This window comes from Thiocapsa bogorovii (assembly GCF_021228795.1).
Taxonomy (GTDB): Bacteria; Pseudomonadota; Gammaproteobacteria; order Chromatiales; family Chromatiaceae; genus Thiocapsa; species Thiocapsa bogorovii.
This window is the reverse complement of record NZ_CP089309.1, coordinates 301,353-323,223: the sequence shown is the minus strand read 5'-3', so window position 1 is coordinate 323,223 and position 21,871 is coordinate 301,353. Positions and strand designations below refer to the sequence as shown.

The window sequence follows — 21,871 nt, the reverse complement described above, 5'->3', positions numbered from 1 at the left end:
GATTCGCGGTGCGCGAGAGGGTGTCGCCGCGATCATGACGACGGAAACGATCTCAGATGACCTCGAAACGAACCGATCTCGAATCACCCGCCAATGCCCAAGATGTCAGTGCCTTCCTGCGCCAGGTCGCTGCGACACCGCGTGTCGGCCCGCCCGGCGCACGCGGGCGGCTCATCTTCGCGATGGACGCCACGGCAAGCCGCGAGCCGACCTGGGATCGGGCGGCGCAGATCCAGTCCGGCATGTTTATCGAGACGCGCGACCTGGGCGGACTCGAGGTTCAGCTCTGCTACTATCGCGGCTTCCGGGAGTTCTCGGCGTCGCCTTGGCTCCAGGATTCGGAGGCATTGCTCAAACGCATGAACGGGGTCTTCTGCGAGGCCGGTCTGACCCAGATCGGTCGTGTCCTGAAACACGCCCTCGACGAGGCCGAGAAAGGGCGCGTCGATGCCCTGGTGTTCGTCGGCGACTGCATGGAGGAGAGTCGCGATCGTCTTGCCGACCTGGCCGGACGGCTCGGGCTCTCGGGCGTGCCGGCATTCGTGTTTCAGGAAGGCCGCGATCCGGCGACCGAGCGCAGCTTTCGCGAGATCGCTCGCTTGAGTGGCGGCGCTTGGTGTCCGTTCGACTCGAGCAGCCCCCGGACGCTTCACGATTTGCTTGCCGCGGTGGCCGTCTATGCCGCCGGTGGTCGGGCTGCGCTGACGCACTACGGCGAGACCCACGGTGGAGCCGTCCTCCAATTGACCCACCAAATGACGAAGAAAAGGACTTGAGGTTCGCATGGCGCGTTTGCTGATCCTGCTCGGAATCCTGGGCGCAGTGCTGTGGTTTCTTCACTGGTTTCGCGTTACTCCTGCGCACCGGGTCGGTCAGGTTCTGCGCAAGGCTGCGTTCTGGGGCATCATCGGCGTGTTGGTCCTTGCCGCAGCGACCGGACGTTTGAGCCCCATCTTCGCGGCCGTCGGCGCGGCCATCCCGCTGGTGCTGCGTGCGGCCGCCGTCGTGCGGCTCTTCCCCGCCATCCAGCAGGTGCTGCGCAGTCTCGGTCTGGGTGGATTGGCTGGACCCGGCGGAGCCGGTGCCGGCGGCGGCGCTCAGGCCTCGAGCATTCGGACGAAATTCCTCGCGATGAGCCTGGATCACAGGACCGGCACGATGGACGGCCAAGTCCTCGACGGCCCCTTCAAGGATCGCCGCCTGTCGGATCTCACGCTCGACGAGCTGATTCGCATCCTTGAGTTCTATCGCGACGCCGATGCACAGTCGGCGGCGGTGCTCGAGGCCTATCTCGATCGCGAGCGCGAGGCCGACTGGCGCGCAAGCGACGAAGGAAGCGGCCGTACCGGTCGTGCGCCGCCCCACGGCGAGCGTCTCACGAAGACCGAGGCATGGGCGATTCTCGGTTTGGAGCCGGACGCCGATGCCGATGCAATCCGCACAGCCCATCGGCGGCTCATGCAACGCCTGCATCCCGATCGCGGCGGGTCGGACTATCTGGCCGCGAAGATCAACGAGGCCAAACGCTTATTGCTGGGCGACTAAACCGCGCAGAGTGTTATTTGCGTTGTTTTCGGGTTGGATCGGCTTGGGGCTGAATCGACGACGCTCGGAGCTGGCGCGGTTTAGGATTAAACCTCAGATCACGCAATTGGTTGCACGGTGCGCGAGGCGGTCGAACCCTCGGCCGTGCTGCACCAGCGAGGATAACCGGAAGATCTACACGCGTGGCGACCTGCGTCGCTCGGTCAGGATGTACGAAGCCGCCGCGACGAGTAGGGCGAGCCCAAGTGCGACTGCGATTCGGCAGGGTGAGCTGTCGCACGCAGCAGGCAGCAGCCGACCCGTCGCGACCAACCGCAGCACGGGCTCGTGCCACAGAAAGAGGCTGTAGCTGATGATGCCGATCGGCACCAGGACCGGGTTTGCCAAGATCCAGTCGATCAACGGGGTCCGAAGCGCGGCGGCGACGACGACCAGGGTACAGCCGACGAGGAAGAGCGGCATTCCGACGAGTCGCCACCCGACCCCCGTCAGAATTTCGCCGAACGAAAGGTGGATCAGCGTCGGCGTCGCAAGGAGCAGGAAGGCGAATGCGGTGAGGTCGAGGAAGCGCAACGGCTGCGAGGTCGGTTCGCCGGAGCGCGCCCGGGTGTAGAGGTTGGCTCCCGCCATCCCGAGTGCAAAGGCGATGATCTCGCCCGGCAGCTGGCGCTCCAGAAAGAAGTGCATCATCTCGGGCGGGAAGGGGCCGGCGTGTCCCGAGACCGGATCGAAGAAGACCAATCGGGAAGGGGGCACGTTCAGATAGACCCACTCCATCAGCAAGCCGGGCGCGTAGGTCTTCCACAACAGCGCGATCAGCAAGGCCGCCGGGAGTGCGATCAGGACCCGGTTTCGGACGAACAACGGGGCCAGCAATGGCAGAAGCAGATAGAATTGGGCCTCGATGCTCAGGCTCCAAAGGGCCATGTTGAGCCCGAGCGAGCTGGAGCTCCCCGGGTGCAGAAAGTGCAGCAGGGGGATATGTAGCCAGAGGTTGGTCTGTCCGATCTCGGAGCCCAAGACGGCAAAGCTGCCGCGCAGGATCGGAAGGATCAACCCGATCAACAGGGCGAGATGGAGCCAGTAGGTCGGGAATATGCGCCGAGCCCGGCGCGCGAAGAAGTGTCCGGTGGACGGATAGGGTGCTCCGGACGCGGCGGCCGTTATCCAAGGATGCACAAGCAAAAAGCCGCTCAAAACGAAAAAGAGCTGCACTCCGAGCATGCCCTTCTCGGCCAGTGATTGGCCCCAGCCCATGGGCGCGTCGGCTGTTCCTCCGACCAAAAGGGCGTTTGCGTGAAAGGCGAAGACCCAGAGGATGGCAAGACCGCGGATGCCGTCGAGCGCGCGATTCCGGTCTGTCGAGGGACGACTCAATCGCGTCGCCTCGATGCATCTAGGTCTTGGGCCGGTTCCGTAAGACCCCATTGTCTGCGAAGATCCATGTTCGGTCCTGCTTACCTGATCAATAGCGCGCATCGGGGGACGGTATCATCCATGGTCAAGACCCAAGTACAGACACTAATTCGTCTTCCGCCCGCGCAGGTCTTCAGCTTCGTGGTGGAGGACTTCCTCCGCAACTACCCCCGCTGGTCGCCGGAGGTGCAGAGTCTTCAGGCGGTGACCCAAGGTCCGATCCGGGTCGGCTGGATCGGTCGACAGATTCGTGTCGATCAAGGCCGCCGCACCGACAGTCGGTTCCGGGTCGTCGCGCTCGAGCCTGGCCGGCGCGTGTCCTTCAAGGGGACCACCGACCCCTACGTGATCGAGTATCGGTTCGATCCCCTCGGCGAGCATACACATCTCACCTTCATCTTCGAGCTCGCGCAGCTCAATTTGGCGCTTCGGCCGTTCGAGAAGCTGATTCGGGTTGCTGCGCAGGATGGTGCCGAGCGCGTCACGCGCAACCTGAAAGGCCTCATCGAATCCGAGCTCGGTGCCGCCGCTTGAGGCGCGCCGACCACTCTGCCGCGGGTACTGCTCGCGAGTCGCCGTCCGCAAACCTTTGACCTAACGTCCGTACCCCGTATAATGCGCGATTCCCCGCACTCCGGGGAACTCCTTGTCTCACCGTTTCGGCCATCTTGCCGTCGCGGGAGGCTGTCAATCCGAAAGGAGCTTCAATGCGACATTACGAAGTAGTCTTCATGGTTCATCCGAGCCAGAGCGAGCAGGTGGCGAGCATGATCGAGCGCTACCAGACGAATCTGCAGAAGCGTGGCGGCGTCGTCCACCGCATGGAGGATTGGGGGCGTCGGCCGTTGGCCTACCCGATCAACAAGGTGCACAAGGCGCATTACGTCTTGATGAACGTCGAGTGCGACCAAGAGGCGATCGACGAGCTCGAAAGCGCTTTCCGGTTCAACGACGCGGTCCTTCGCAACCTGATCGTTCGCCGCGACGATGCCGTGACGGAACCCTCCCCGCTGGTCAAGACGGGCGAAGAGCGCGAGCGCTCGGATGCTCCCGAGGGCGCCAGCCGGCGGGAAGATTCCGCTCGCAGCAGCAACCCCGACAGCACCTCCTCGAGCGACTAAGACGAGACGCCATCCATGGAATCCAGCAATTCACGTTTTTTCCGTCGCAAGCGCTATTGCCGCTTCACCGCCGAAGGCATCACCGAGATCGACTACAAGGATCTCAACCTGTTGAAGGCGTATGTCAGCGAGTCCGGCAAGATCGTCCCAAGTCGGATCACCGGAACCTCGGCGAAGTATCAGCGTCAGCTCGCGCAAGCGGTCAAGCGCGCCCGTTACCTGGCGTTGCTTCCGTACACCGACGGTCACTGATCCGCGGCATGAAGGCGATTGCGGCCTTCGTGATGCGCGGTCCGTCGCAGGCGGCGCTGGTCGCCGCCGCGACGGCCCTGTTGTCGATCCTAGTCCCGCCGTTGGGGCTGCTCAGCGCCGGCTCGATCGGTTTGGTCGCTCTGCGAAGCGGTCCTATTTACGGGCTGCTCGTGAGTGCGGCGGCGACCCTCGGAATGGGCGTCATCGCCTGGTTGGCTTTGGGCTCGCCTTTGCCTGCGCTCGGCGTGCTGTTGATGCTCTGGGTGCCGATTCTGGCCCTGGCACTGCTGCTGCGATACAGCCGGTCTTTGGCGCTGACGCTGCAAGTGGCAGGTGTGTTGGGCGTCCTTCTGGTGTTGTCGGCGTACGGCCTGATGGGCGACCCGAGTGCCACCTGGCTGACGCTCCTCGAGCCGTTCCGGGACGCGCTGGTAAAAGACGGCGTGCTGGACGATCCGGCGAGTGCCGCCGTGTTCGCCGAGCTTGCCGGATGGATGACCGGCGCATTTGCAGCGGCCTTGGTCGCACAGTTGCTGTTCGGGCTCTTTATTGCTCGCTGGTGGCAGGCGCTGCTCTACAACCCGGGGGGGTTTGGCGAGGAGTTTCGGCAGCTGCGTTTGAGTCGTCCTTTCGGGGTCCTCGTCGTCGTGCTGCTGGCGCTTCTTCCCTTCAGCGACGGCGCGAGCCTGACGGCGAATCTATTGCTGGTGCCTGGCGTCCTGCTCCTGTTTCAGGGTCTCGCGGTCGCCCATCAGGTGCGAGCGCTCAAGCAGGCACGGCAGGCGTGGTTGGTGGGGCTCTACGTCTTGGTGGTGTTTTTCATGCCGCAGGCACTGCTGCTGATCGCCTGTATCGGTTTGGTGGACATCTGGGCCGATATCCGGTCTCGGGTTGCACCATCGCCGCCGCCGGGTTCCGGCACAAGCGGGCCGGCGACCTGACCCGTACGGATCGGGCAAGACCGTTTGGCCGAAAGATCTTGACCGGATGAATCAGGTCCCGGCGCATGCGCCGCCCGTTCCGGGGGATCACCCGAGGATCGAGGGTGCAAAACCCTGATCTCGAAGAACTTTTGAGAGGAATACACACGTGGAAGTCATCCTGTTGAAGAATGTCGGTCGCCTAGGAGCGCTCGGCGACAAGGTCAGTGTCCGTCCGGGCTATGGTCGGAACTATTTGATCCCCTCCGGGTTCGCCGTGTCGGCGACCGATGCAAATCTCGAAGCCTTCGAGGCCCGGCGTGCGGAGCTTGAGCAGGTTGCAGCGGAGCAGCTTGCCGAGGCGCGTGCTCGGCGCGATCACTTCGAAGGGATGAGCGTCACGATCGCGCGCCGTGCCGGCGAGCAGGGGCGGCTGTTCGGCTCGGTGGGCACGGGCGACATTGCCGAGGCAGTGACCGCCGCCGGGTTTACGCTGTCGAAGGGCGAGGTCAAACTCTCCGGAGGACCTTTCCGCGCCGCGGGCGAGTATGAGGTGACGCTGCACCTGCATCCGGAGGTCGATGCCACCATCACCGTGGATGTCGTTCCCGAGGACTGAGATGACCGTTCCTCGGCGATCCGGCGGCGAGCGTCCGTCGGATCGCCGGCGCGCCTCGCCCGGAGGCGTCGGGCACGTCACGTGAATCGACTCGAAGGTCTGGCCGAAGCTCTGGCGAGGCCCCGCTTTCTCGCGGATCATTCGGCCGAGGTGGTCTATGTTCGACTCGGATTCCCAAGGCCCGCCGGGCGCGGACTTCGACGAGCTCCGTGTCCCGCCGCACAACATTCATGCCGAACAATCCCTGCTCGGCGGTCTCATGCTGGACAACAGCACCTGGGACCGCATCGCCGACATGGTCACAGAGCGTGACCTTTATCGACGCGAGCACCGCCTCATCTTTCGCGCCATCGCCAAACTGGCCGCGGAGGACCAACCCTTCGATCTGGTGACCCTCGCCGAGACCCTCGAGCGCACCGAGCAGCTCGAAGGCGCAGGCGGGCTTCCTTACCTCGGCACCATCGCCAACGAGACCCCGAGCGCGGCCAATATCAAGGCCTACGCCAAGATCGTCCGCCAGACCTCGGTGCTGCGCCAGATGATCGCCGCGGGTACGGACATCGCCGACAGTGGCTACAATCCCATGGGTCGCGATGCCTCCGAGCTGCTCGATGCCGCCGAGCGCCGCGTCTTCGAGATCGCCGAGCAGGAGGCGCGCGGCGGAGGTGGGTTCCAGCCGATCAAGACCCTGCTCGGGCGCGCGGTCGAGCGTATCGACGCACTCTATCAGCGCGACGAGCCCATCACCGGACTGGCGACCGGTTTCACCGACTTCGACATGATGACCTCGGGGCTGCAGCCCGCGGACCTGATCATCGTCGCGGGACGGCCCTCGATGGGCAAGACCTCCTTCGCCATGAACATGGCCGAGCATGTCGCCATCCAGTCCAAACGCCCTGTGGCCGTCTTCAGTATGGAGATGCCGGGCGATGCGCTGGCGATGCGCATGATGTCTTCGCTCGGGCGCATCGATCAGCACCGCGTCCGAACCGGGCGGCTCGAGGACGACGAGTGGCCACGCCTGACCTCCGCGGTCAACATCCTGGCCGGAGCGTCCATGTTCATCGACGACACCCCCGCCCTCTCCCCGACCGAGGTCCGGGCGCGTGCACGGCGTCTCAAACGTGATCAAGACGACCTGGGTCTGATCGTGCTGGACTACATCCAGCTCATGCAGGCCCCGGGGGTCGGCGAGAATCGGGCAACTGAGATTTCCGCGATTTCACGCTCGCTCAAGGCGCTCGCCAAGGAGCTCAACGTCCCGGTGATCGCACTTTCCCAGCTCAATCGCAGTCTCGAGCAGCGCCCGAACAAGCGGCCGGTGATGTCGGATCTGAGGGAATCGGGCGCGATCGAGCAGGATGCAGACCTCATTGTCTTCATCTATCGCGACGAGGTCTATCACGAGGACACGAAGGAGAAGGGTGTCGCCGAGATCATCATCGCCAAGCAGCGCAACGGCCCCATCGGGACAACCCGACTGACCTTTCTCGGCAAATACACCAAGTTCGAGAACTATATCGGCAATTATTACGGCGAGGGCGGCGACTGACACCCGGTTTGACTAGATCCAGCAGTTGAACGGCCGTCACCCGGCGGGTGGGACGTCAGATGTCCTAGTACCCCGTTCCACCCTATTTTGCGTGCTCAGCGAGGCAGAAGCGTTCGGCGGCTAGGCGCGCGAGTGAAGGAAGAGTGGTCCTCTTTCAAGCTCGCGCAACAACGGCGCCGAACGCTTCTCGCCTCGCCCCTTCGGGAGCCCCCCAAAAGCGCCGGGGCGGCGTTACAGCCCTTGGAAATAGGATCCACTATTCCCCGCGGCCTGTGCCTTGCCCCGGCGCTTTTGGGGGGGCTCTGAGCATGCAAAATAGGGTGGAACGGGGTACTAGTGTCCCGCGCGACATCGACGTGCAGACCACACTGGCGGCCAAGCGGGGGTCAAGAAACGGCCCGACCGTATCCTCGGTGCCTGCCTCCGCCCCGGCCAATCGGGCGTTGGAACCGGACGCGGTTTAGCCGAGACCGAAACGCTTCAGCTTGCGATAGATGGTCCGTTCGCTGATACCGAGCGCTCCCGCGATTTCGCGCCGGTTGCCATTGTGCTTGCTCAACAGGCGTGCGAGCTGTTCGGTTTCGAAGGCATCCAGGCTGCGGGCGAGGGGGCCCTGCGACATCTCGACATGGGCGGGAGCAGGTGGGGCCGCATGGCAGGTCACGACAGGCGACTGGTCCGGTGTCTTGGGAATTCCCATGCCGATCTCGCGTGACGCGGAAGCAGGCGATCCGATAGTAGAGATCTTGCGGGAACCAGGTAACGTTCTGAATCTCCAGGCGCGATTGAAGCCGGGGGCGGCACGGATGCCGCCCGCACGTGGTACACGATGGTGATGACGACGTCGGGTAGAGCCGGCGACGGGCCGCCCACTGGGTCGAGCAGTTGGGGATCGATGTCCCGGTCCTGCTGGATGAGGACGCTACGGTCTTTGGACGCTGGGGCGGCAAGATTTTGCCGACCACCTATGTGCTGGACGGGACCGGCAAGGTCGTCGATGTCGTGCAGGGGCCGCTGGAATGGGACCGTGCCGAAGTCATCGACAACATGCGTCGAATCCTCGACGGCGGGACGTCGCCCGAGCGCTGATCGACTATATCCGGCCGCATTGCGGGTTTGACTCGGGGCGCTAAACCAAAAGCCTGCGTCGGGTCAATGCGACGGCGAGATAAAAGCCGACCGCGGCATAGGCGGCCAGCACCGAGAGGTGCAACAGCACACCGTCGAGCGGTTGGCCCGCGACCAGAGGGCGGGTCAGGGCTACGGCGTGGGTCAGCGGGAAGAGTTGGACGACCGTCTGCATAGCGACGGGCAGCGTGTCGATCGGGTAGAAGACGCCGGATAGGATCAGCATCGGCGTCACGACCAGGACGAAGTAGTAGTTGAAGAAGTCGTAGTTCGGCGCCAACGCCGCCATGATCATGGCCGGTCCGGCAAAGCAGAGCCCGATCAGGAAGGCCACGGGCAGGGCCAACAGGGCGCCGGGACCGGCGACGACGCCGAGCAAGGCGGCCACGGTTAGGATCGCCGCACCGCTGAACAGCGCCTTGGTGGCGCACCAGAGCATCTCGCCGGCGAGGATGTCGTCGAGCGTTAAGGGTGTGGCCAGCATGGCGTCGTAGGTGCGCTGCACGTCCATGCGCGTGAAAACCGAGTACATGCCCTCGAAGCTGGCCGTGGTCATGGCGCTGGACGCGATGATCCCCGAGGCCAGAAATGCCAGGTAGGGCATGTCGGACATGGTGCCGATGAAGCTGCCGAGGCCGAATCCCAACCCTAGCAGGTAGAGCGTCGGTTCGCCGAAGTTCAGCACCACGGCGGGACCGATGAGCTTGCGCCAGACGCGGATGTTGCGGTGCCAGACGGCCAGCGCGCCGTGGCCGGGTCGGGGGAGGATCCAGTGGTCTCGCATGGGCATCAGTCGCGCAGGTCGCGCCCGGTCAGGCGCAGGAAGACGTCTTCCAGGCCCGCCGGGCGATGCAAGTAGATCAGTTCCGGGTCACGCAGCAGAAAGTCGATCAAGGGCGCCGTGTCGCGTCCGTAGCAATAGAGGCTGCTGCCTTGGCGCTCCAATCGGCAGCCGTGACGCTCCGCCAGGACCGTGAAGGCCACGCTGTCGCCGCTGCGGATCTCGATCACCTCCGGCTCGACGTGGCGGCGGATCAGCGCTCGCGGCGAACCCTGATCCAGGATGCGTCCCCGGTCGATGATCACCAGCTCGTCGCACAGCCGCTCGGCCTCTTCCATGTAGTGCGTGGTCAGCAGCAAGGTCGTGCCGCGCGCCTTCAGCTCGGCGAGACGGGCCCAGATGACGTGGCGCGCCTGCGGATCCAGGCCGGTGGTGGGCTCGTCCAGGATCACCAGTTCGGGTCGGTTGATCAAGGCTCGAGCGATGGTCAGACGCCGCTTCATGCCCCCGGACAGGGTGTCGGTCTTGGCGTGGCGGCGCTCCGTTAGGGCGGCGAACTCAAGCAGTTCGGGGATGCGGTTGCGGGCCTCCTGCGCCGGGATGCCGAAGTAGGCGGCGTGCATCTCGAGGTTTTCATCGACGCGAAAGTCCGGATCCAGGTTGTCGGTCTGGGGCACGACGCCGGTGCGCGCGCGGATGGCGCGGCCCTGCGCCGGCATCGACAGGCCGAACACATCGAGCCGGCCGGCGCTCATCGGCGTCGTGCCCAGGATCATGCGCAGGGTTGTGGTCTTGCCGGCTCCATTGGGGCCCAGTAGGCCGAAGCAGCGCGCCCCGGCGACCTCGAACGAGATGTCCTCGACCGCAGTGAATGTGCCGTAGCGCTTGAGAAGGCCGCGTGCATCGATCACCGGTGACATCTGTCGGGCTCCATCGTCTTGCGCGCGGTCTCGGCGCACCTACAGCGCCCTTGCCCCCGAACGACGCGCTGAACAGGAAAGCAGCAAGGTCATCGCCCACGCATCACAGTATCCAAGGCGACCCGGGCGCGGTTGCTCGGCACCGCGAACCCGATCCCGACATTGCCCCCGTTCGGTCCGATCAGCGCGGTGTTGATGCCGACGACCTCGCCGGCGAGGTTGATCAAAGGGCCGCCCGAGTTGCCCGGATTGATGGATGCGTCGGTCTGGATCAGCTCGCCGAGACGGTTGCCGGCGATCCCGCTGCGCCCGACCGCGCTGACAATGCCGGAGGTGACGGTCTGGCCCAAGCCGAACGGATTGCCGATGGCGATGACGAAGTCGCCGACCTCCAGTCGATTGGAGTCGCCGAGCTTGAGCGGGCGCACGTCTACAGGCGGAATCTCGAGAATGGCAACGTCCGAGGCGGCGTCCGAGCCCAGTCGCCGCGCCCGAAAGCTGCGCCTGTCCTTGAGCGTGACCCGGATCTCGGTCGCGTTGCGCAACAGATGATCGTTGGTCATCACATAGCCGCGTCCCGCATCGACGATGATCCCCGAGCCCACGCTCTGGCGCTGTTCGATCTCGCCCTCCTCGGGCGCGGGCAGACCGAAGCGATCGAGGAAGGCGCGGAACTCGGGATCGCGCAGGAAGGGATGATCCTCCATCGGAACCTCGGACTTGACCGAGATGTTCACCACCGCAGGGGTCACACGCCGCATCAGCGGCGCGAGCGACGGGAAGCCGGAGGCGGTGCCGAGGACCGGGGCGCCTGCGATCGTGGTCGGTAGGCCCGACTCGCGGTCGGTACTCGGCGAGATTGCGCAACCCGTCGCGAGCAGCGCAACGAACGCCGACGCCGCGATCGAGCCCTTTCCGCGCCGGGGCCCAGGGGCAGCTGTCGAACATTCCACGGCGAGCTCCCGATGGTCGAAGGGATGAAATGGAGCCGAGCGAACGGTCAACGCGCCAAGCTGCTGGCGACCCGTTGTCTGATGGCGCCGTCGACCGGCTCGTTGATCATCAGGGCGAAGGGTTCCCAGCTCCCGCCCCGGCGGACATAGCCGGCATAGGTGCTGACCCCGCGCAAGGTTCCCGTCTTGGCGCGCACGGAGGGGTTGCCGTCCTGCTGGGGCATCAGATCGCGGTAGGGCACGAAGGCGTCGAGCAGCTCCACGAGCTGGCGGGCGCTGAGCCGATTGGCGCGCGAGAGACCGGCGCCGTCGTCGATCGTGAAGTCGCGCCACGCGAAGCGCTTGCGCGAGAAATCGGTCATGGCGCGTTTCGCGCCGCTTATGGTGACCTGACCGGTGCCCTTCGGATCGGCCAGCCGTAGGAAGAGCGCATTGGCGATGAAGTTGTTGGAATACTTAAGCATCGGCGACACGATCTCGGCGAGGGTGCGGCTGTTGGCGTGGCGGTAGATGCGCTTGGCGTCGCGCGGCATGGTCGCGAAACGTTGTTGTTCTCCGACCTGGATGCCGGCGCCTTCGAGCTTGGCGGCGAGCAGCTCGCCGAAATAGCGCAGCGCCTTGTCGCGCTCGCGCAGATTCACGCGCTGCTTGCCGGCGGCTCCGGCCATGCCGAAGCGCCGGGCCGAGTCGGTGAGCGGGGTTTGGGGCTCTGCGCTCTTGACGCTGTTGCCGGTGCGAACCAGGCTGACCGTGTTGAAGTTGGCCGCCAAGGCGGTTACGGGTGCGTCGTAGGGGTTGTCGGTCGAGGAGCGTCCGGCGATCTCGACGTCCGGACTGAAGAAACTGTCGTCGAGCCCGATGCCGGTGATCCGGCGCGGGCCTTTGGCCGAGAGCGCACTCACCACCTTGTCGAGCTCCTCCGAGACCAGATAGGGATCTGCGTAGCCCTTGACCCAGAGCCAGCCGGCGTCGTCGGTGTAGAAGTCGGTCTCGAAGCGGTGGTTGCGTCCCCAGGTCTCGAGCGCGGCGAACGCGGTCAGGACCTTCATGGTCGAGGCCGGGATGCGCGGTGTATCGGCACGCGTCGCGATCAGATCACGGCCGTTCTCTTGCAGGAGCAGGCTTGCTTGCGGCAGGGCCCGGACTTGGGCGACAGGATCCGCAAGGGCCGTCGGCGCAGCCATGAGGGTGGCGATCGCAAACGTGACCAGGGCGGGGACCTTCGATTGCGGGCGACGGCTGCTTTGAGACGGCATTGAAAGGGCGATCATTCCGGATCCGATGTGGGTGAAAGGGGTGCGAGGTCTCGAGGCCCAAGGATAGCCGACAACGCCCGGCTATGCGCGTCGCTTTGCTGTCCGAGCTCCTTCGCCTTTCCGCGCCTCGGTCCGAGTCCGCGTCGTGGCGAGCTTGGCGGCATGTCTGGGCTGTAGGTCGATCAGCTCGGGATGGAGGTATTCGGTTAACTCGCTCGGGGTCGGTGTCTCGAGCCACGGCAGGACACCCAGGCAGGGCGCATCGATCAGGGCCGCGAGTGTGGCGAGGTTGGCGTCGCGAGACAGCATCGTCGGGTCGATCTGATTGCCGACCCAGCCGACCAGGACGCCTCCCGTGCTCTGGATGCTCTCGACCGTCAGCAGGGCGTGATTGATGCATCCGAGCCTCAAGCCGACCACCACGATGACCGGTAGTCCGAGCGCCTTGGGGATGTCGCTGACGAAGAGCGTCGGCCCCAAGGGGACGCGCCAGCCGCCGACGCCCTCCACGATGACCTGATCGGCCTCGCCGGCGAGCGCTCGGTAGGCTTGCTCGATGGTCGGAAGGCCGATCTCGATGCCGGCCTCTCCGGCGGCAATGTGCGGCGCGATCGGAGGCGCGAAGGCGTAAGGATTGACCAAGCCGTAAGGCGCCTCGGAGCTGCCCTGCATGCGCAGTCGCAGGGCGTCGTCGTTGCGCAATCCGTCGGGTCCACGCGCGCAACCGGAGGCGACGGGTTTCATCCCGAGCACCTTCAGCCCCGTTGCCTGGAACGCGGCCATCAGCCCGAGGCTGATCTCGGTCTTGCCGCAGCCGGTATCCGTTCCTGTCACGAAGAGCCCGTGCATGGCGATGCGATCCTCCGTTCGGGGGTCAGCCCCCGGTCTCGACGGCGCGATCCGCGGGGGAGATCTCGCGATTGCGGCGTCCGATTGCGCTTACGGGGACGGCGATGCCGCCCTCCGCGGGTTTTTGCTCCGGCACCCAGGCGTGGCCATACACAACCTCGTAGCTGGCCGGTAGTCGACCGTCGCTGCGGTGGATCTCGTAGGCCGCGTCCAAGGCGGCAAGCCGGGCACGACCCGTGAGACCACGCGGACGATCCGCGGTTGCGTTGCCCGCGCCAAGGATCTTCAAGTCCTTCATCAGCTCGCGGATGGCGGGGTAGGTCAGGGTGATCCGCTCGGCGTCCATGACAGGGTCTGCGAAACGGGCGCGTACCAGGGCATCGCCGACGTCGTGCATGTCGAGAAAGGGGCTCACGTGCGAGGCGCCGTCGACCTGTGCCCAGGCCTGGCGAAGCTCTTTCAGGGTATCGGGTCCGAAGGTCGTGAACATCAGGAGTCCGCCCGGACGCAGGACGCGCAGGCACTCGGCGAAGGTTCGATCCAGTCCGTTGCACCATTGAAAGGTGGCGTTCGAGACGATGAGATCGACCGCACCGTCCGCGAGCGGAAGCGATTCGGCATCCGCACAGAGGCAGAGCGGACGCCTGAGCCAGCGACCGCGTCGGCGTGCCTGCATCAGCATGCCGTGTGCGAAGTCCAACGCGATGATCCGCGCCTTGCGATAGCGTCGGTACAGCGCTTCGACGGCATAGCCGGTGCCGGCCCCGAGATCGAGCACGCGCGCGGGTTCGAGGCGCACGTAGTCGAGGCGTTCCAGCAGCCGATCGGCGATCTCGCGCTGGAGCACGGCGACACTGTCGTAATGCTCTGCGGCTTGCTCGAAATTCCGCCGGGCTCGGTCTTTGTCGATCCTGTGGCCGATTGGATTCATGGTAGGGCTCGAGACGCGCTCGGACCGAGCTCCGGTTCCTCGAGCTGAGTCAGGAAGTCCCGAACGATCTCGCCGGTTCGATTCGGATGCGAGAGATGGGGCGCGTGGGCGGCGCCCTGGACGATGGCGGTGAGCGCGCCCGGCATCAGGATCTCGACACGCTCGGCCACGGTCGGGGGCACAAGGGTGTCATGGGTGCCGAAGATCCAAAGCACCGGACAGCGGATGTCGGGGAGCCGACCGCGCATGTCTTCGTCGCGCAGGATATCCAGACCCACCGCGAGTGCGTCCGGCTCCGGCTGCGGTTGCTCGGCGATACGCCGGCGAAGGCCCCGCAGGGTCTCGCGCGCGGCATCGCTGCCGCGCACTTGGAGTGCGAGAAAGCGGGCGAGTGTCTCTGCAGGGTCGGCAAGCAGGTCGGCGTGGAACTGGTCCAGTGTCTCGGGGAGCATGGCCGGCATCCAGTCCGCCGCACGCACGAAACGCGGCGTGCCGGTCATGAGGATCAACCCTTTGACCCGCTTCGGCGCACGCACCGCCGCTGCCAGGGCGACCAGTCCGCCGAGCGACCAGCCCAACCAGATCGCGCGCCCGGGCGCTGCTTCCAGACAGGCATCAGCCCAGGACCAGAGGTTGTCCAGTCGGGGTGAGAAAGCGCGATCGCCGTGGCCGGGCAGATCAATGGGGCAGGGGATGACGCCGGGCGGGAGATCGCCGGCGAGATTGTCCCATACGGCGCTGTTCATCCCCCATCCATGGAGGAGGACCAGTTGACGGTCAGAGTTCGGTGCGTGTGTCGGGTGGGTCATTCGGTGCTTGGTCAACCTTTCGAAAATGGGGGTCGCGCGTCGGTCTCCTCGGGATCGCACGGCTCGGCGCTCGATTTTAACCTATTGGCTCCGTCGGAACGGCAGCACGGCGCCGGCGTTCCCCCCACGAGGTCGACTGTCGGAATTCGCGACGCTCGTCCGACCTGCAGGTGCGTGCGCCTTTGTTCCGGGCTATGTGCTCGGCGTCGCGGGTCGCAGGGCTCCGAGCGCGTCGAGCAGCCGGTCGACCATGGTCTCTGTGTGGGCGGCCGAGAGACAGACCCGCAGACGTGCACTCCCCTCGGGGACGGTGGGCGGACGAATGGCGCCGACGAGGATCCCGCGGGATTCCAGCTGCGCCGCCCAGGCCAGCGCCTGGTGGCTACTCCCGGCGATCAGCGGCTGGATGGGTGTCGGCGATTCCGACAACGGCAAACCGAGCTGGTTCGCTCCCGCGCGGAATCGGGTGATCAGCGCCTGAAGGTGCTCGCGTCGCCAGTCCTCGCGGCGGGCCAGCGCGAGGCTCGTGCGTGTCGCCTCGGCAAGCGCCGGGGGTGTCGCGGTGGTGTAGATGTAGCTTCGCGCACGCTGGATCAGGGTCTCGATCAGCGTCTCGGGGCCGGCTACGAAGGCGCCAAAAGTCCCGAACGCCTTGCCCAGGGTGCCCATCAAGATCGGCACCTCTTCGGCACCGAGCCCGAAATGATCGAGCGTCCCGCGCCCCTCTCGGCCGAGCACCCCGAGCCCGTGGGCATCGTCCACCAGGAACCAGGCGCCCGCGCGGCGTGCGAGCAGGGCGAGCGCGGGCAAGGGGGCGAGATCGCCGTCCATGCTGAAGACGCCGTCGCTGGCGATCATGCGAGTGTCTCGGTCGCCGATCAGGCGGTCGAGCTCGGCGGCATCGGCGTGGGGATAGCGGCGTAGTTTCGCGCGCGAGAGGAGGGCGCCGTCGAGCAGCGAGGCGTGATTGAGCCGGTCCTGCCAGAGTGTGTCGCCGCGGCCGGTCAGTGCCGCGATGATCCCGAGGTTTGCCATGTAGCCGGTCGAGAAGAGGAGCGCACGGGGCCGCCCCGTGAAGTCCGCCAGCTCCTCCTCCAGGGCATGATGGGCGGTACTGTGTCCGTTGACCAAATGGGAGGCACCGCTGCCGACGCCCCAACGCTCCGCGCCTCGTTGCAGTGCCGCGATGACCTCGGGGTGATTCGCGAGCCCCAGGTAGTCGTTGCTGCAGAAGCTCAGCAAGGGGCGGCCGTCCACGATGGCCTCCGGCTGCTGCGGACGGTCCTGCACGCGACGGCGCCGATAGAGCCCCGCGGCCCGGAGTCGGTCGAGTGCGGGGTCGAGGGCTTGGTCGCGGTCGGGGCTCATGGCGGGCGCATCGGCTGCGTTCGGGTGCGCGGCTCTCAACCTGGGCCTTGCGCCTGAAGGGCCTCGCCGTTCGTTCCCCGTCCGGCCGGTCCGAGCAGGTGGACGTAGATCCCGGTGACGGTTTCGGGCAGGGGGTTGTTCAGCGCGTTCTCGCCGGGATAGAGGCGGGCGCGCAAGGCGGTCCGCACTACGCCGGGGTCGATGCTGTTGGACCGGATCTTCCCGTTTTCGCGCATCTCAGAGGCCAGGACCTGCATCAGTCCTTCGATGCCGAACTTCGCCGCAGCGTATGCGCCCCAGTAGGCCAGCCCCTGACGACCGACGCGGTCGGAGGTAAAGACCACCGAGGCGTCTTCGGAGGCGCGCAGCAAGGGCATACAGGCCTGCGTGAGGAGGAAGGGCGTGGTGAGATTGATGCGGATCACGCGATCCCATTCGCTCGCGTCATAGTCGTCGATGCGGCTGAGGAAGGGTGCGTAGGAGGCGCAATGGGCGAGTCCGTCGAGACGCCCGAAGGCATCGCCGAGGACGGTGGCGGCGGCGAGGAAGTCGTCCTCGGTCGAGGTCTCCGGGTTGAGCGGTAGGATCGCCGGCTCGGGCCCGCCGTCCGCTTCGATTCGGTCGTAGACCTCGGCGAGATCCGACTCCTTCGATTGCGACAAAACGACGGTCGCCCCGGCAGCAGCACAGGCAAGCGCAACGGCGCGTCCGATGCCTTCGGCTGCGCCTGTCACCAGAATTACACGCCCGTCCAGTCGATCGGCGTCGGATTGTCCATAGTCCATGGGTTCAAATGCCTCTTGCTGGGTTGTAAAGATTCGGGATTATCGCCGCGATCGCGCGAAGCGGCATTGACGATTAAACCGCGTCAGGAGCGATATGCTCGTTTTCGAGTGCGCTCGACGTTCGGTGCATCAAAAGACGTTTGCGGGGACGCGGTTTAAAACAATCTTTTTTGGATCTTCTAGACCGCGCCGGCTCCGACGGTCGTCAAGTCCGCCGCGGCCGATCCCCATCAAGAACAGGATATACCGCGCGGGGCGCGGTTTAGCCGACTCTCGCGCCAGGCGTTCCAGAGCTTGCGGATCGGGGTCAGTGCGATGCGTTGATCAGCGACCTCGAAGTCGCTGGCCGCGATCTCGGCGAGCAGGCGATCCGCAAGACGGACGCGGATCCGGATCGTGGCGGGCAGGCGAGGGAGGTCGTGGCTCAGGTCGGCGCGATGGCGATCCAGATCCTCGGCGAGATCGGCGAGCAGCGGGGAGAGGTGCTTGCGGATCTCGGTCGGTCCCTGTCCGGTGTGACTCATCCCGTGGCGCTTCAGCCGGTCCTCCGGCAGGAAGCCGCAGCGGTCCCGGCGGAGCAGGCGGCCGCTGTCCCGGACGAGCTCGACCAAGCCGCAATAGCTCCCGGCGCGTCGGGCAGTGGCCAGACCGGCCGGTGTGGACTCCTCGTGGGCGCGCGCGATCAGCTCGCTGAGCGCTCCGAGATCCAGGTCGGCCAGGTCCGCGAGTGCGGCGGTGTCCTGCGACCGTCGATCGGCCAGGATCGCTTTCGTCCCCAGGATAATGTCGATGAAGGGTTGCTGCGGCAGATTGGCCCTCGCGATCAGCCGGCTCAGCCGGCTCGCTAGGGGATGCCGGCCCGTGCCTGCGACGATGCGCTCGAGCTCGTCGCTCCACCATTCGAGCTTGCGTGCCGCCACACCGCGGTCCGATACCTCATCGAAGACCGAACGCACCAGATGACGCCAGCCGAGCAACGCGGCAAGGTCATCGCGAAGTCGGGCCGGTGCAAAGCGAAGGCTGTAATACGCGGTCGAGCCCGGCGGGGTCGCGGGGTTCGGGAAGGCCCACTCGGTCTCCGCCTGCGAGCCCGGCATCAATCGGAATCGCGTACGCAGGTCACGAGATAATTGACGTCGAGATCATCCGAGTCGAGTCGATAGGTCTGGGTCAGGGGGTTGTAGGTCATTCCCGTCATATCGGTCGTGCGCAGATCGGTGGGGCGGATCCAGGCGTGGAGCTCGGAGGGACGAATGAAGCGGGCGTAGTCGTGCGTGCCTTTGGGCAGGAGTCCCATGACGTACTCGGCGCCGAGGATGGCGAAGAGGTAGGACTTCGGGTTGCGGTTGAGGGTCGAGAAGACCACCGTCCCGCCCGGGCGCACCAGACGTGCGCAGGCATCGACGATCGAGGCCGGGCTGGGGACGTGCTCGAGCATCTCCATGCAGGTGACCAGATCGAAGCTGTCCGGCTGCTCCGCGGCGAGCACCTCGACCGGTACGCGCCGGTAGCTGACCTCCACGCCGCTCTCCAGGGTGTGAAGCTCGGCGACACGCAGCGGCATGGCGCCCATGTCGATTCCGGTCACCTCGGCGCCGCGCAGCGCCATCGACTCGGAGAGGATGCCGCCGCCGCAGCCGACGTCCAGGACACGTTTGCCGTCCAGCCCGCCCGCCGCGCGCTCGATATAACCCAAGCGCAGCGGATTGATCTCGTGCAGCGCCTTGAACTCGCTGTGCGGATCCCACCAGCGCGAGGCGAGCTCCTCGAACTTGCTGATCTCGGCGTGATCGACGTTGTGGATGGTTTCGGTCATCGTCTGCGGCCCCGGCGGTGTGCTGTCGACATGTCCATGATCGCCATGTCGGTCTGATCGGGCCGCAATTCTACACCGCGAAGCGTCGCGTCGGATCAGCGTCGGCCGCTCTCGGGCAAGAAGCCGGGCGAAAGGATTTCTTCGAGCGTGTAGGGAAGGGTCTCGAAATCTCGCATGCCGGGCATGGTACGGTCCAGCCGACGCGGCGGCCGTGATTCCTGTCCTGGCCGGTAGGATTTGCCGCCTTCGCTTCCTAAATCTATAGTCATGTCATCTCGACCGGTACGGATTCACCATTCTCGATTCGCAACGCCGACACCCACGGGATAGTCGACTATCCGGGGGCGGAGGCCCTCCCCGCCCGAGACACCATCGAAGGACAGCGACGTGAGCACACCTGAAAGCTACAACAAAGACTTCTACGGATGGCTGACCGACAACGTGGCCTTGATGCGCCGCGGTCAACTCGATCGGATCGATGTCGAACACATCGCAGAGGAACTCGAGGCTATGGCGAAGAGCGAAAAACGCGAGCTTTTGAGTCGTCTGGCCATTCTCCTGATGCATCTCCTGAAATGGCACTATCAAGCGCCGAAGCGGTCGCGCAGCTGGCGTACGACGATCCTCGCGCAGCGTATGGACATCTCCGAGTTGCTGGACGACAGTCCCAGCCTGCGTCCCTTCATGGTCGAAAAGCTGCAAGCGGCCTACGACAAAGCCAAGCTGAAGGCCGAGGACGAAACCGGGATCGATCGCCGGCAGCTTCCCGAACATTGCCCCTACCTGCTCGATGACATCTTGGCTGCTGACTTTTTTCCGGGCGACGAGAGTGCCGACTAGACCGTGTTTCGCGCGATTCGGTTTAGACATCCGATACCCCCCAGGGGCGAGACCGATTCCGTTCAAACCCGACCGTCCGCGGGATTGCCAATCCTCACGACATCCCTCATTTCCACACCTCTGTGCGGTCCGGATAGCGACGCAGAACCGAAAACTCGATACACTGTGCGGCTTTGTGCCGCCGGGGGAATGAACGATGTTCGAAAAAAGCATGCAGATCAGCGACTATGATCCTGAGCTCTGGGGTGCAATCCAGGACGAGGAGCGTCGCCAAGAGGAGCACGTCGAGCTCATCGCCTCGGAGAACTATGCCAGCCCGCGCGTGATGGCGGCTCAGGGCAGCGTTCTGACCAACAAGTACGCCGAGGGTTATCCGGGCAAGCGCTACTACGGCGGCTGCGAGCATGTCGACGTGGCCGAGCAGTTGGCGATCGATCGCGCCAAAAAACTGTTCGGCGCCGACTATGCCAACGTCCAGCCGCATTCCGGCTCCCAGGCCAACGCGGCGGTTTTCATGGCCCTGTGCGAGCCCGGCGACACGGTGCTCGGCATGAGCCTTGCGCACGGCGGTCACCTCACCCACGGTGCCAAGCCGAACTTCTCGGGCAAGATCTACCACGCGGTCCAGTACGGTCTGGATCCCGCGACCGGCGAGATCGATTACGCCGAGGTCGAGCGTCTGGCCCGGGAGCATCGCCCGAAGATGATCATCGCCGGCTTCTCGGCCTACTCGCGGATCGTCGATTGGGCGCGCTTCCGGACCATCGCCGATGCCGTCGGCGCCTATCTGATGGTCGACATGGCCCATGTCGCCGGCCTGGTCGCCGCCGGCGTCTACCCGAGCCCGGTGCAGATCGCCGACGTGACCACGACCACCACCCACAAGACCCTGCGCGGTCCGCGCGGCGGCTTGATCCTGGCGAAGGCCAATCCGGAGCTTGAAAAGAGGTTCAACTCGCTGGTCTTCCCGGGCACCCAGGGCGGTCCGCTGATGCATGTGATTGCTGCCAAGGCGGTGGCCTTCAAGGAGGCGTTGGAGCCGAGCTTCAAGGTCTACCAGCAGCAGGTCGTTCTGAACGCTCAGACGATGGCCGAGGTCTTTCTCTCGCGAGGCTACGATGTGGTCTCGGGCGGCACGAACGACCATCTCTTTCTGGTCAGCTTTATCGAGCAGGGTCTGACCGGCAAGGACGTCGACGCCTGGTTGGGCGCGGCCAACATCACGGTCAACAAGAATGCGGTGCCCAACGATCCGCAATCGCCCTTCGTCACCAGCGGCATCCGTGTCGGCACGCCGGCCATCACCACGCGTGGTTTCGGGACCGACGAGGCCGGCGATCTGGCCGGTTGGATGTGCGACCTGATCGATGCGCGGGGCGATCAAGCCACCATCGATGCGGTCAAAACCAAGGTGTTGGCGCTCTGCAAACGCTTTCCCGTCTACGAGCGTTGAATGCGCTGCCCCTTCTGCGGCGCCCAGGACACCAAGGTGGTGGACTCGCGTCTTTCCGGTGAGGGTGACCAGGTGCGCAGGCGGCGCAAGTGCGTCGTCTGTCACGAACGCTTCACGACCTTCGAGACGGCCGAGCTGAACCTGCCGCGGGTCGTGAAACGCGACGGCAGTCGCGCGCCCTTCGACGGGCGCAAGTTGCGCTCCGGGATGATGCGGGCGCTCGAGAAGCGGCCGGTCAGTACCGACGAGATCGACAGCGCCATGTGGCGGATCCAGCGCAAGCTGATGTCGAGCGGCGAGAGCGAGGTCCCGGCCCTGCGCATCGGCGAGCTGGTGATGGAGGAACTGCGCCAGCTCGATCAGGTCGCCTACGTGCGATTCGCATCGGTGTATCGAAAGTTCGAGGATGTCGCCGCCTTCCGCGAAGAGATCGAGCGGCTCGAGCAGCAGCCCACGCCCGAGGTGAAGCGTCAGCAGTTGGATCTGCTTCAGGAGCTGGAGCTCAAGCCTTGACGTCCGTGTCCCACGTCGAGACCAGCGGTGCCACGCGGCCGGGT

At 65.3% G+C, this 21,871-nt stretch carries 25 protein-coding genes; 12 read left to right on the top strand and 13 right to left on the bottom strand.

Going from position 1 to position 21,871, the window contains the following annotated elements; all coding sequences use genetic code 11:
- Positions 1-56 precede the first annotated feature (56 nt).
- Both LT988_RS01520 and LT988_RS01515 read left to right on the top strand, forming a co-directional pair.
- Positions 57-776, top strand: coding sequence for a vWA domain-containing protein (locus LT988_RS01520; RefSeq protein ID WP_232408516.1), 720 nt, complete (start codon positions 57-59; stop codon positions 774-776).
- 7 nt (positions 777-783) lie between these two features.
- Positions 784-1,545: a DnaJ domain-containing protein gene (locus tag LT988_RS01515; protein ID WP_232408515.1), complete on the top strand. Its 762-nt coding sequence runs from the start codon at positions 784-786 to the stop codon at positions 1,543-1,545.
- A gap of 174 nt (positions 1,546-1,719) precedes the next feature.
- On the opposite strand, the gene LT988_RS01510 is transcribed toward LT988_RS01515, so the two are convergent.
- Positions 1,720-2,922: an acyltransferase family protein gene (locus LT988_RS01510; RefSeq protein WP_232408514.1), complete on the bottom strand. Its 1,203-nt coding sequence runs from the start codon at positions 2,920-2,922 to the stop codon at positions 1,720-1,722.
- A 120-nt stretch (positions 2,923-3,042) separates the two neighbouring features.
- On the opposite strand from LT988_RS01510, the gene LT988_RS01505 reads away from it, so the two are divergent.
- The 6 genes from LT988_RS01505 (at position 3,043) to dnaB (ending at position 7,425) form a co-directional block, all read left to right on the top strand.
- The gene (locus LT988_RS01505) at positions 3,043-3,495 is read left to right on the top strand and encodes an SRPBCC family protein (RefSeq protein WP_232408513.1); all 453 of its coding nucleotides are present in this window, start codon (positions 3,043-3,045) and stop codon (positions 3,493-3,495) included.
- A gap of 173 nt (positions 3,496-3,668) precedes the next feature.
- On the top strand, positions 3,669-4,082 hold the full coding sequence (rpsF, locus tag LT988_RS01500; RefSeq protein WP_232408512.1) for a 30S ribosomal protein S6: 414 nt from the start codon (positions 3,669-3,671) through the stop codon (positions 4,080-4,082).
- A 15-nt stretch (positions 4,083-4,097) separates the two neighbouring features.
- Positions 4,098-4,334: a 30S ribosomal protein S18 gene (gene rpsR, locus LT988_RS01495; protein WP_007194235.1), complete on the top strand. Its 237-nt coding sequence runs from the start codon at positions 4,098-4,100 to the stop codon at positions 4,332-4,334.
- A gap of 8 nt (positions 4,335-4,342) precedes the next feature.
- Positions 4,343-5,275 carry a DUF2232 domain-containing protein gene (locus LT988_RS01490; protein WP_232408511.1) on the top strand — a complete coding sequence of 311 codons (933 nt, stop codon included), beginning with the start codon at positions 4,343-4,345 and terminating at the stop codon, positions 5,273-5,275.
- 148 nt (positions 5,276-5,423) lie between these two features.
- Positions 5,424-5,873 (top strand): 50S ribosomal protein L9, encoded by a 450-nt coding sequence (gene rplI, locus LT988_RS01485; RefSeq protein WP_232408510.1) that lies wholly within the window; start codon positions 5,424-5,426, stop codon positions 5,871-5,873.
- Positions 5,874-6,030: 157 nt separating this feature from the next.
- Positions 6,031-7,425 carry a replicative DNA helicase gene (gene dnaB / locus LT988_RS01480; RefSeq protein WP_232408509.1) on the top strand — a complete coding sequence of 465 codons (1,395 nt, stop codon included), beginning with the start codon at positions 6,031-6,033 and terminating at the stop codon, positions 7,423-7,425.
- A 460-nt stretch (positions 7,426-7,885) separates the two neighbouring features.
- Here dnaB and LT988_RS01475 read toward each other — a convergent pair whose 3' ends face one another.
- Positions 7,886-8,125, bottom strand: a complete 240-nt coding sequence (locus tag LT988_RS01475; RefSeq protein WP_232408508.1) for a helix-turn-helix domain-containing protein — start codon at positions 8,123-8,125, stop codon at positions 7,886-7,888.
- 185 nt (positions 8,126-8,310) lie between these two features.
- Between LT988_RS01475 and LT988_RS01470 the strand changes: the two genes are divergently transcribed.
- On the top strand, positions 8,311-8,514 hold the full coding sequence (locus LT988_RS01470; protein ID WP_232408507.1) for a TlpA family protein disulfide reductase: 204 nt from the start codon (positions 8,311-8,313) through the stop codon (positions 8,512-8,514).
- A gap of 40 nt (positions 8,515-8,554) precedes the next feature.
- Here the strand turns inward: LT988_RS01470 and LT988_RS01465 are convergent, their stop codons facing one another.
- From LT988_RS01465 to ubiG, 11 genes are all read right to left on the bottom strand, one after another.
- Positions 8,555-9,343, bottom strand: a complete 789-nt coding sequence (locus LT988_RS01465; RefSeq protein WP_232408506.1) for an ABC transporter permease — start codon at positions 9,341-9,343, stop codon at positions 8,555-8,557.
- Positions 9,343-10,254 (bottom strand): ATP-binding cassette domain-containing protein, encoded by a 912-nt coding sequence (locus tag LT988_RS01460; protein ID WP_232408505.1) that lies wholly within the window; start codon positions 10,252-10,254, stop codon positions 9,343-9,345. The genes LT988_RS01465 and LT988_RS01460 overlap by 1 nt, the downstream gene beginning before the upstream one ends.
- An 89-nt stretch (positions 10,255-10,343) precedes the next feature.
- Positions 10,344-11,207, bottom strand: coding sequence for a trypsin-like peptidase domain-containing protein (locus LT988_RS01455; protein WP_232408504.1), 864 nt, complete (start codon positions 11,205-11,207; stop codon positions 10,344-10,346).
- A 47-nt stretch (positions 11,208-11,254) separates the two neighbouring features.
- Positions 11,255-12,478, bottom strand: a complete 1,224-nt coding sequence (locus tag LT988_RS01450) for a D-alanyl-D-alanine carboxypeptidase/D-alanyl-D-alanine-endopeptidase (protein ID WP_232408503.1) — start codon at positions 12,476-12,478, stop codon at positions 11,255-11,257.
- Between the two features lie 66 nt (positions 12,479-12,544).
- Entirely contained in the window at positions 12,545-13,312 is a 768-nt protein-coding gene (gene bioD, locus LT988_RS01445; protein ID WP_232408502.1) for a dethiobiotin synthase, read from the bottom strand.
- A 25-nt stretch (positions 13,313-13,337) separates the two neighbouring features.
- On the bottom strand, positions 13,338-14,243 hold the full coding sequence (gene bioC, locus LT988_RS01440; RefSeq protein ID WP_232408501.1) for a malonyl-ACP O-methyltransferase BioC: 906 nt from the start codon (positions 14,241-14,243) through the stop codon (positions 13,338-13,340).
- Positions 14,240-15,052 carry a pimeloyl-ACP methyl ester esterase BioH gene (gene bioH / locus LT988_RS01435; protein ID WP_269752088.1) on the bottom strand — a complete coding sequence of 271 codons (813 nt, stop codon included), beginning with the start codon at positions 15,050-15,052 and terminating at the stop codon, positions 14,240-14,242. Before bioH ends, bioC begins: the two co-directional genes overlap by 4 nt.
- A gap of 192 nt (positions 15,053-15,244) precedes the next feature.
- Positions 15,245-16,420: an 8-amino-7-oxononanoate synthase gene (gene bioF / locus LT988_RS01430; RefSeq protein WP_232408499.1), complete on the bottom strand. Its 1,176-nt coding sequence runs from the start codon at positions 16,418-16,420 to the stop codon at positions 15,245-15,247.
- 35 nt (positions 16,421-16,455) lie between these two features.
- Entirely contained in the window at positions 16,456-17,205 is a 750-nt protein-coding gene (locus LT988_RS01425; protein ID WP_232408498.1) for an SDR family NAD(P)-dependent oxidoreductase, read from the bottom strand.
- A 230-nt stretch (positions 17,206-17,435) separates the two neighbouring features.
- The gene (locus tag LT988_RS01420) at positions 17,436-18,302 is read right to left on the bottom strand and encodes a squalene/phytoene synthase family protein (RefSeq protein WP_232408497.1); all 867 of its coding nucleotides are present in this window, start codon (positions 18,300-18,302) and stop codon (positions 17,436-17,438) included.
- On the bottom strand, positions 18,302-19,021 hold the full coding sequence (gene ubiG, locus LT988_RS01415) for a bifunctional 2-polyprenyl-6-hydroxyphenol methylase/3-demethylubiquinol 3-O-methyltransferase UbiG (RefSeq protein WP_232408496.1): 720 nt from the start codon (positions 19,019-19,021) through the stop codon (positions 18,302-18,304). The genes LT988_RS01420 and ubiG overlap by 1 nt, the downstream gene beginning before the upstream one ends.
- Before the next feature lie 387 nt (positions 19,022-19,408).
- Between ubiG and LT988_RS01410 the strand changes: the two genes are divergently transcribed.
- The 3 genes from LT988_RS01410 to nrdR all read left to right on the top strand — a co-directional run bounded on the left by LT988_RS01410 (position 19,409) and on the right by nrdR (position 21,827).
- Positions 19,409-19,861, top strand: a complete 453-nt coding sequence (locus LT988_RS01410) for a DUF29 domain-containing protein (protein WP_232408495.1) — start codon at positions 19,409-19,411, stop codon at positions 19,859-19,861.
- A gap of 196 nt (positions 19,862-20,057) precedes the next feature.
- Positions 20,058-21,314 (top strand): serine hydroxymethyltransferase, encoded by a 1,257-nt coding sequence (glyA, locus tag LT988_RS01405; RefSeq protein WP_232408494.1) that lies wholly within the window; start codon positions 20,058-20,060, stop codon positions 21,312-21,314.
- Positions 21,315-21,827 (top strand): transcriptional regulator NrdR, encoded by a 513-nt coding sequence (gene nrdR / locus LT988_RS01400; protein WP_232408493.1) that lies wholly within the window; start codon positions 21,315-21,317, stop codon positions 21,825-21,827.
- Positions 21,828-21,871: the final 44 nt, after the last annotated feature.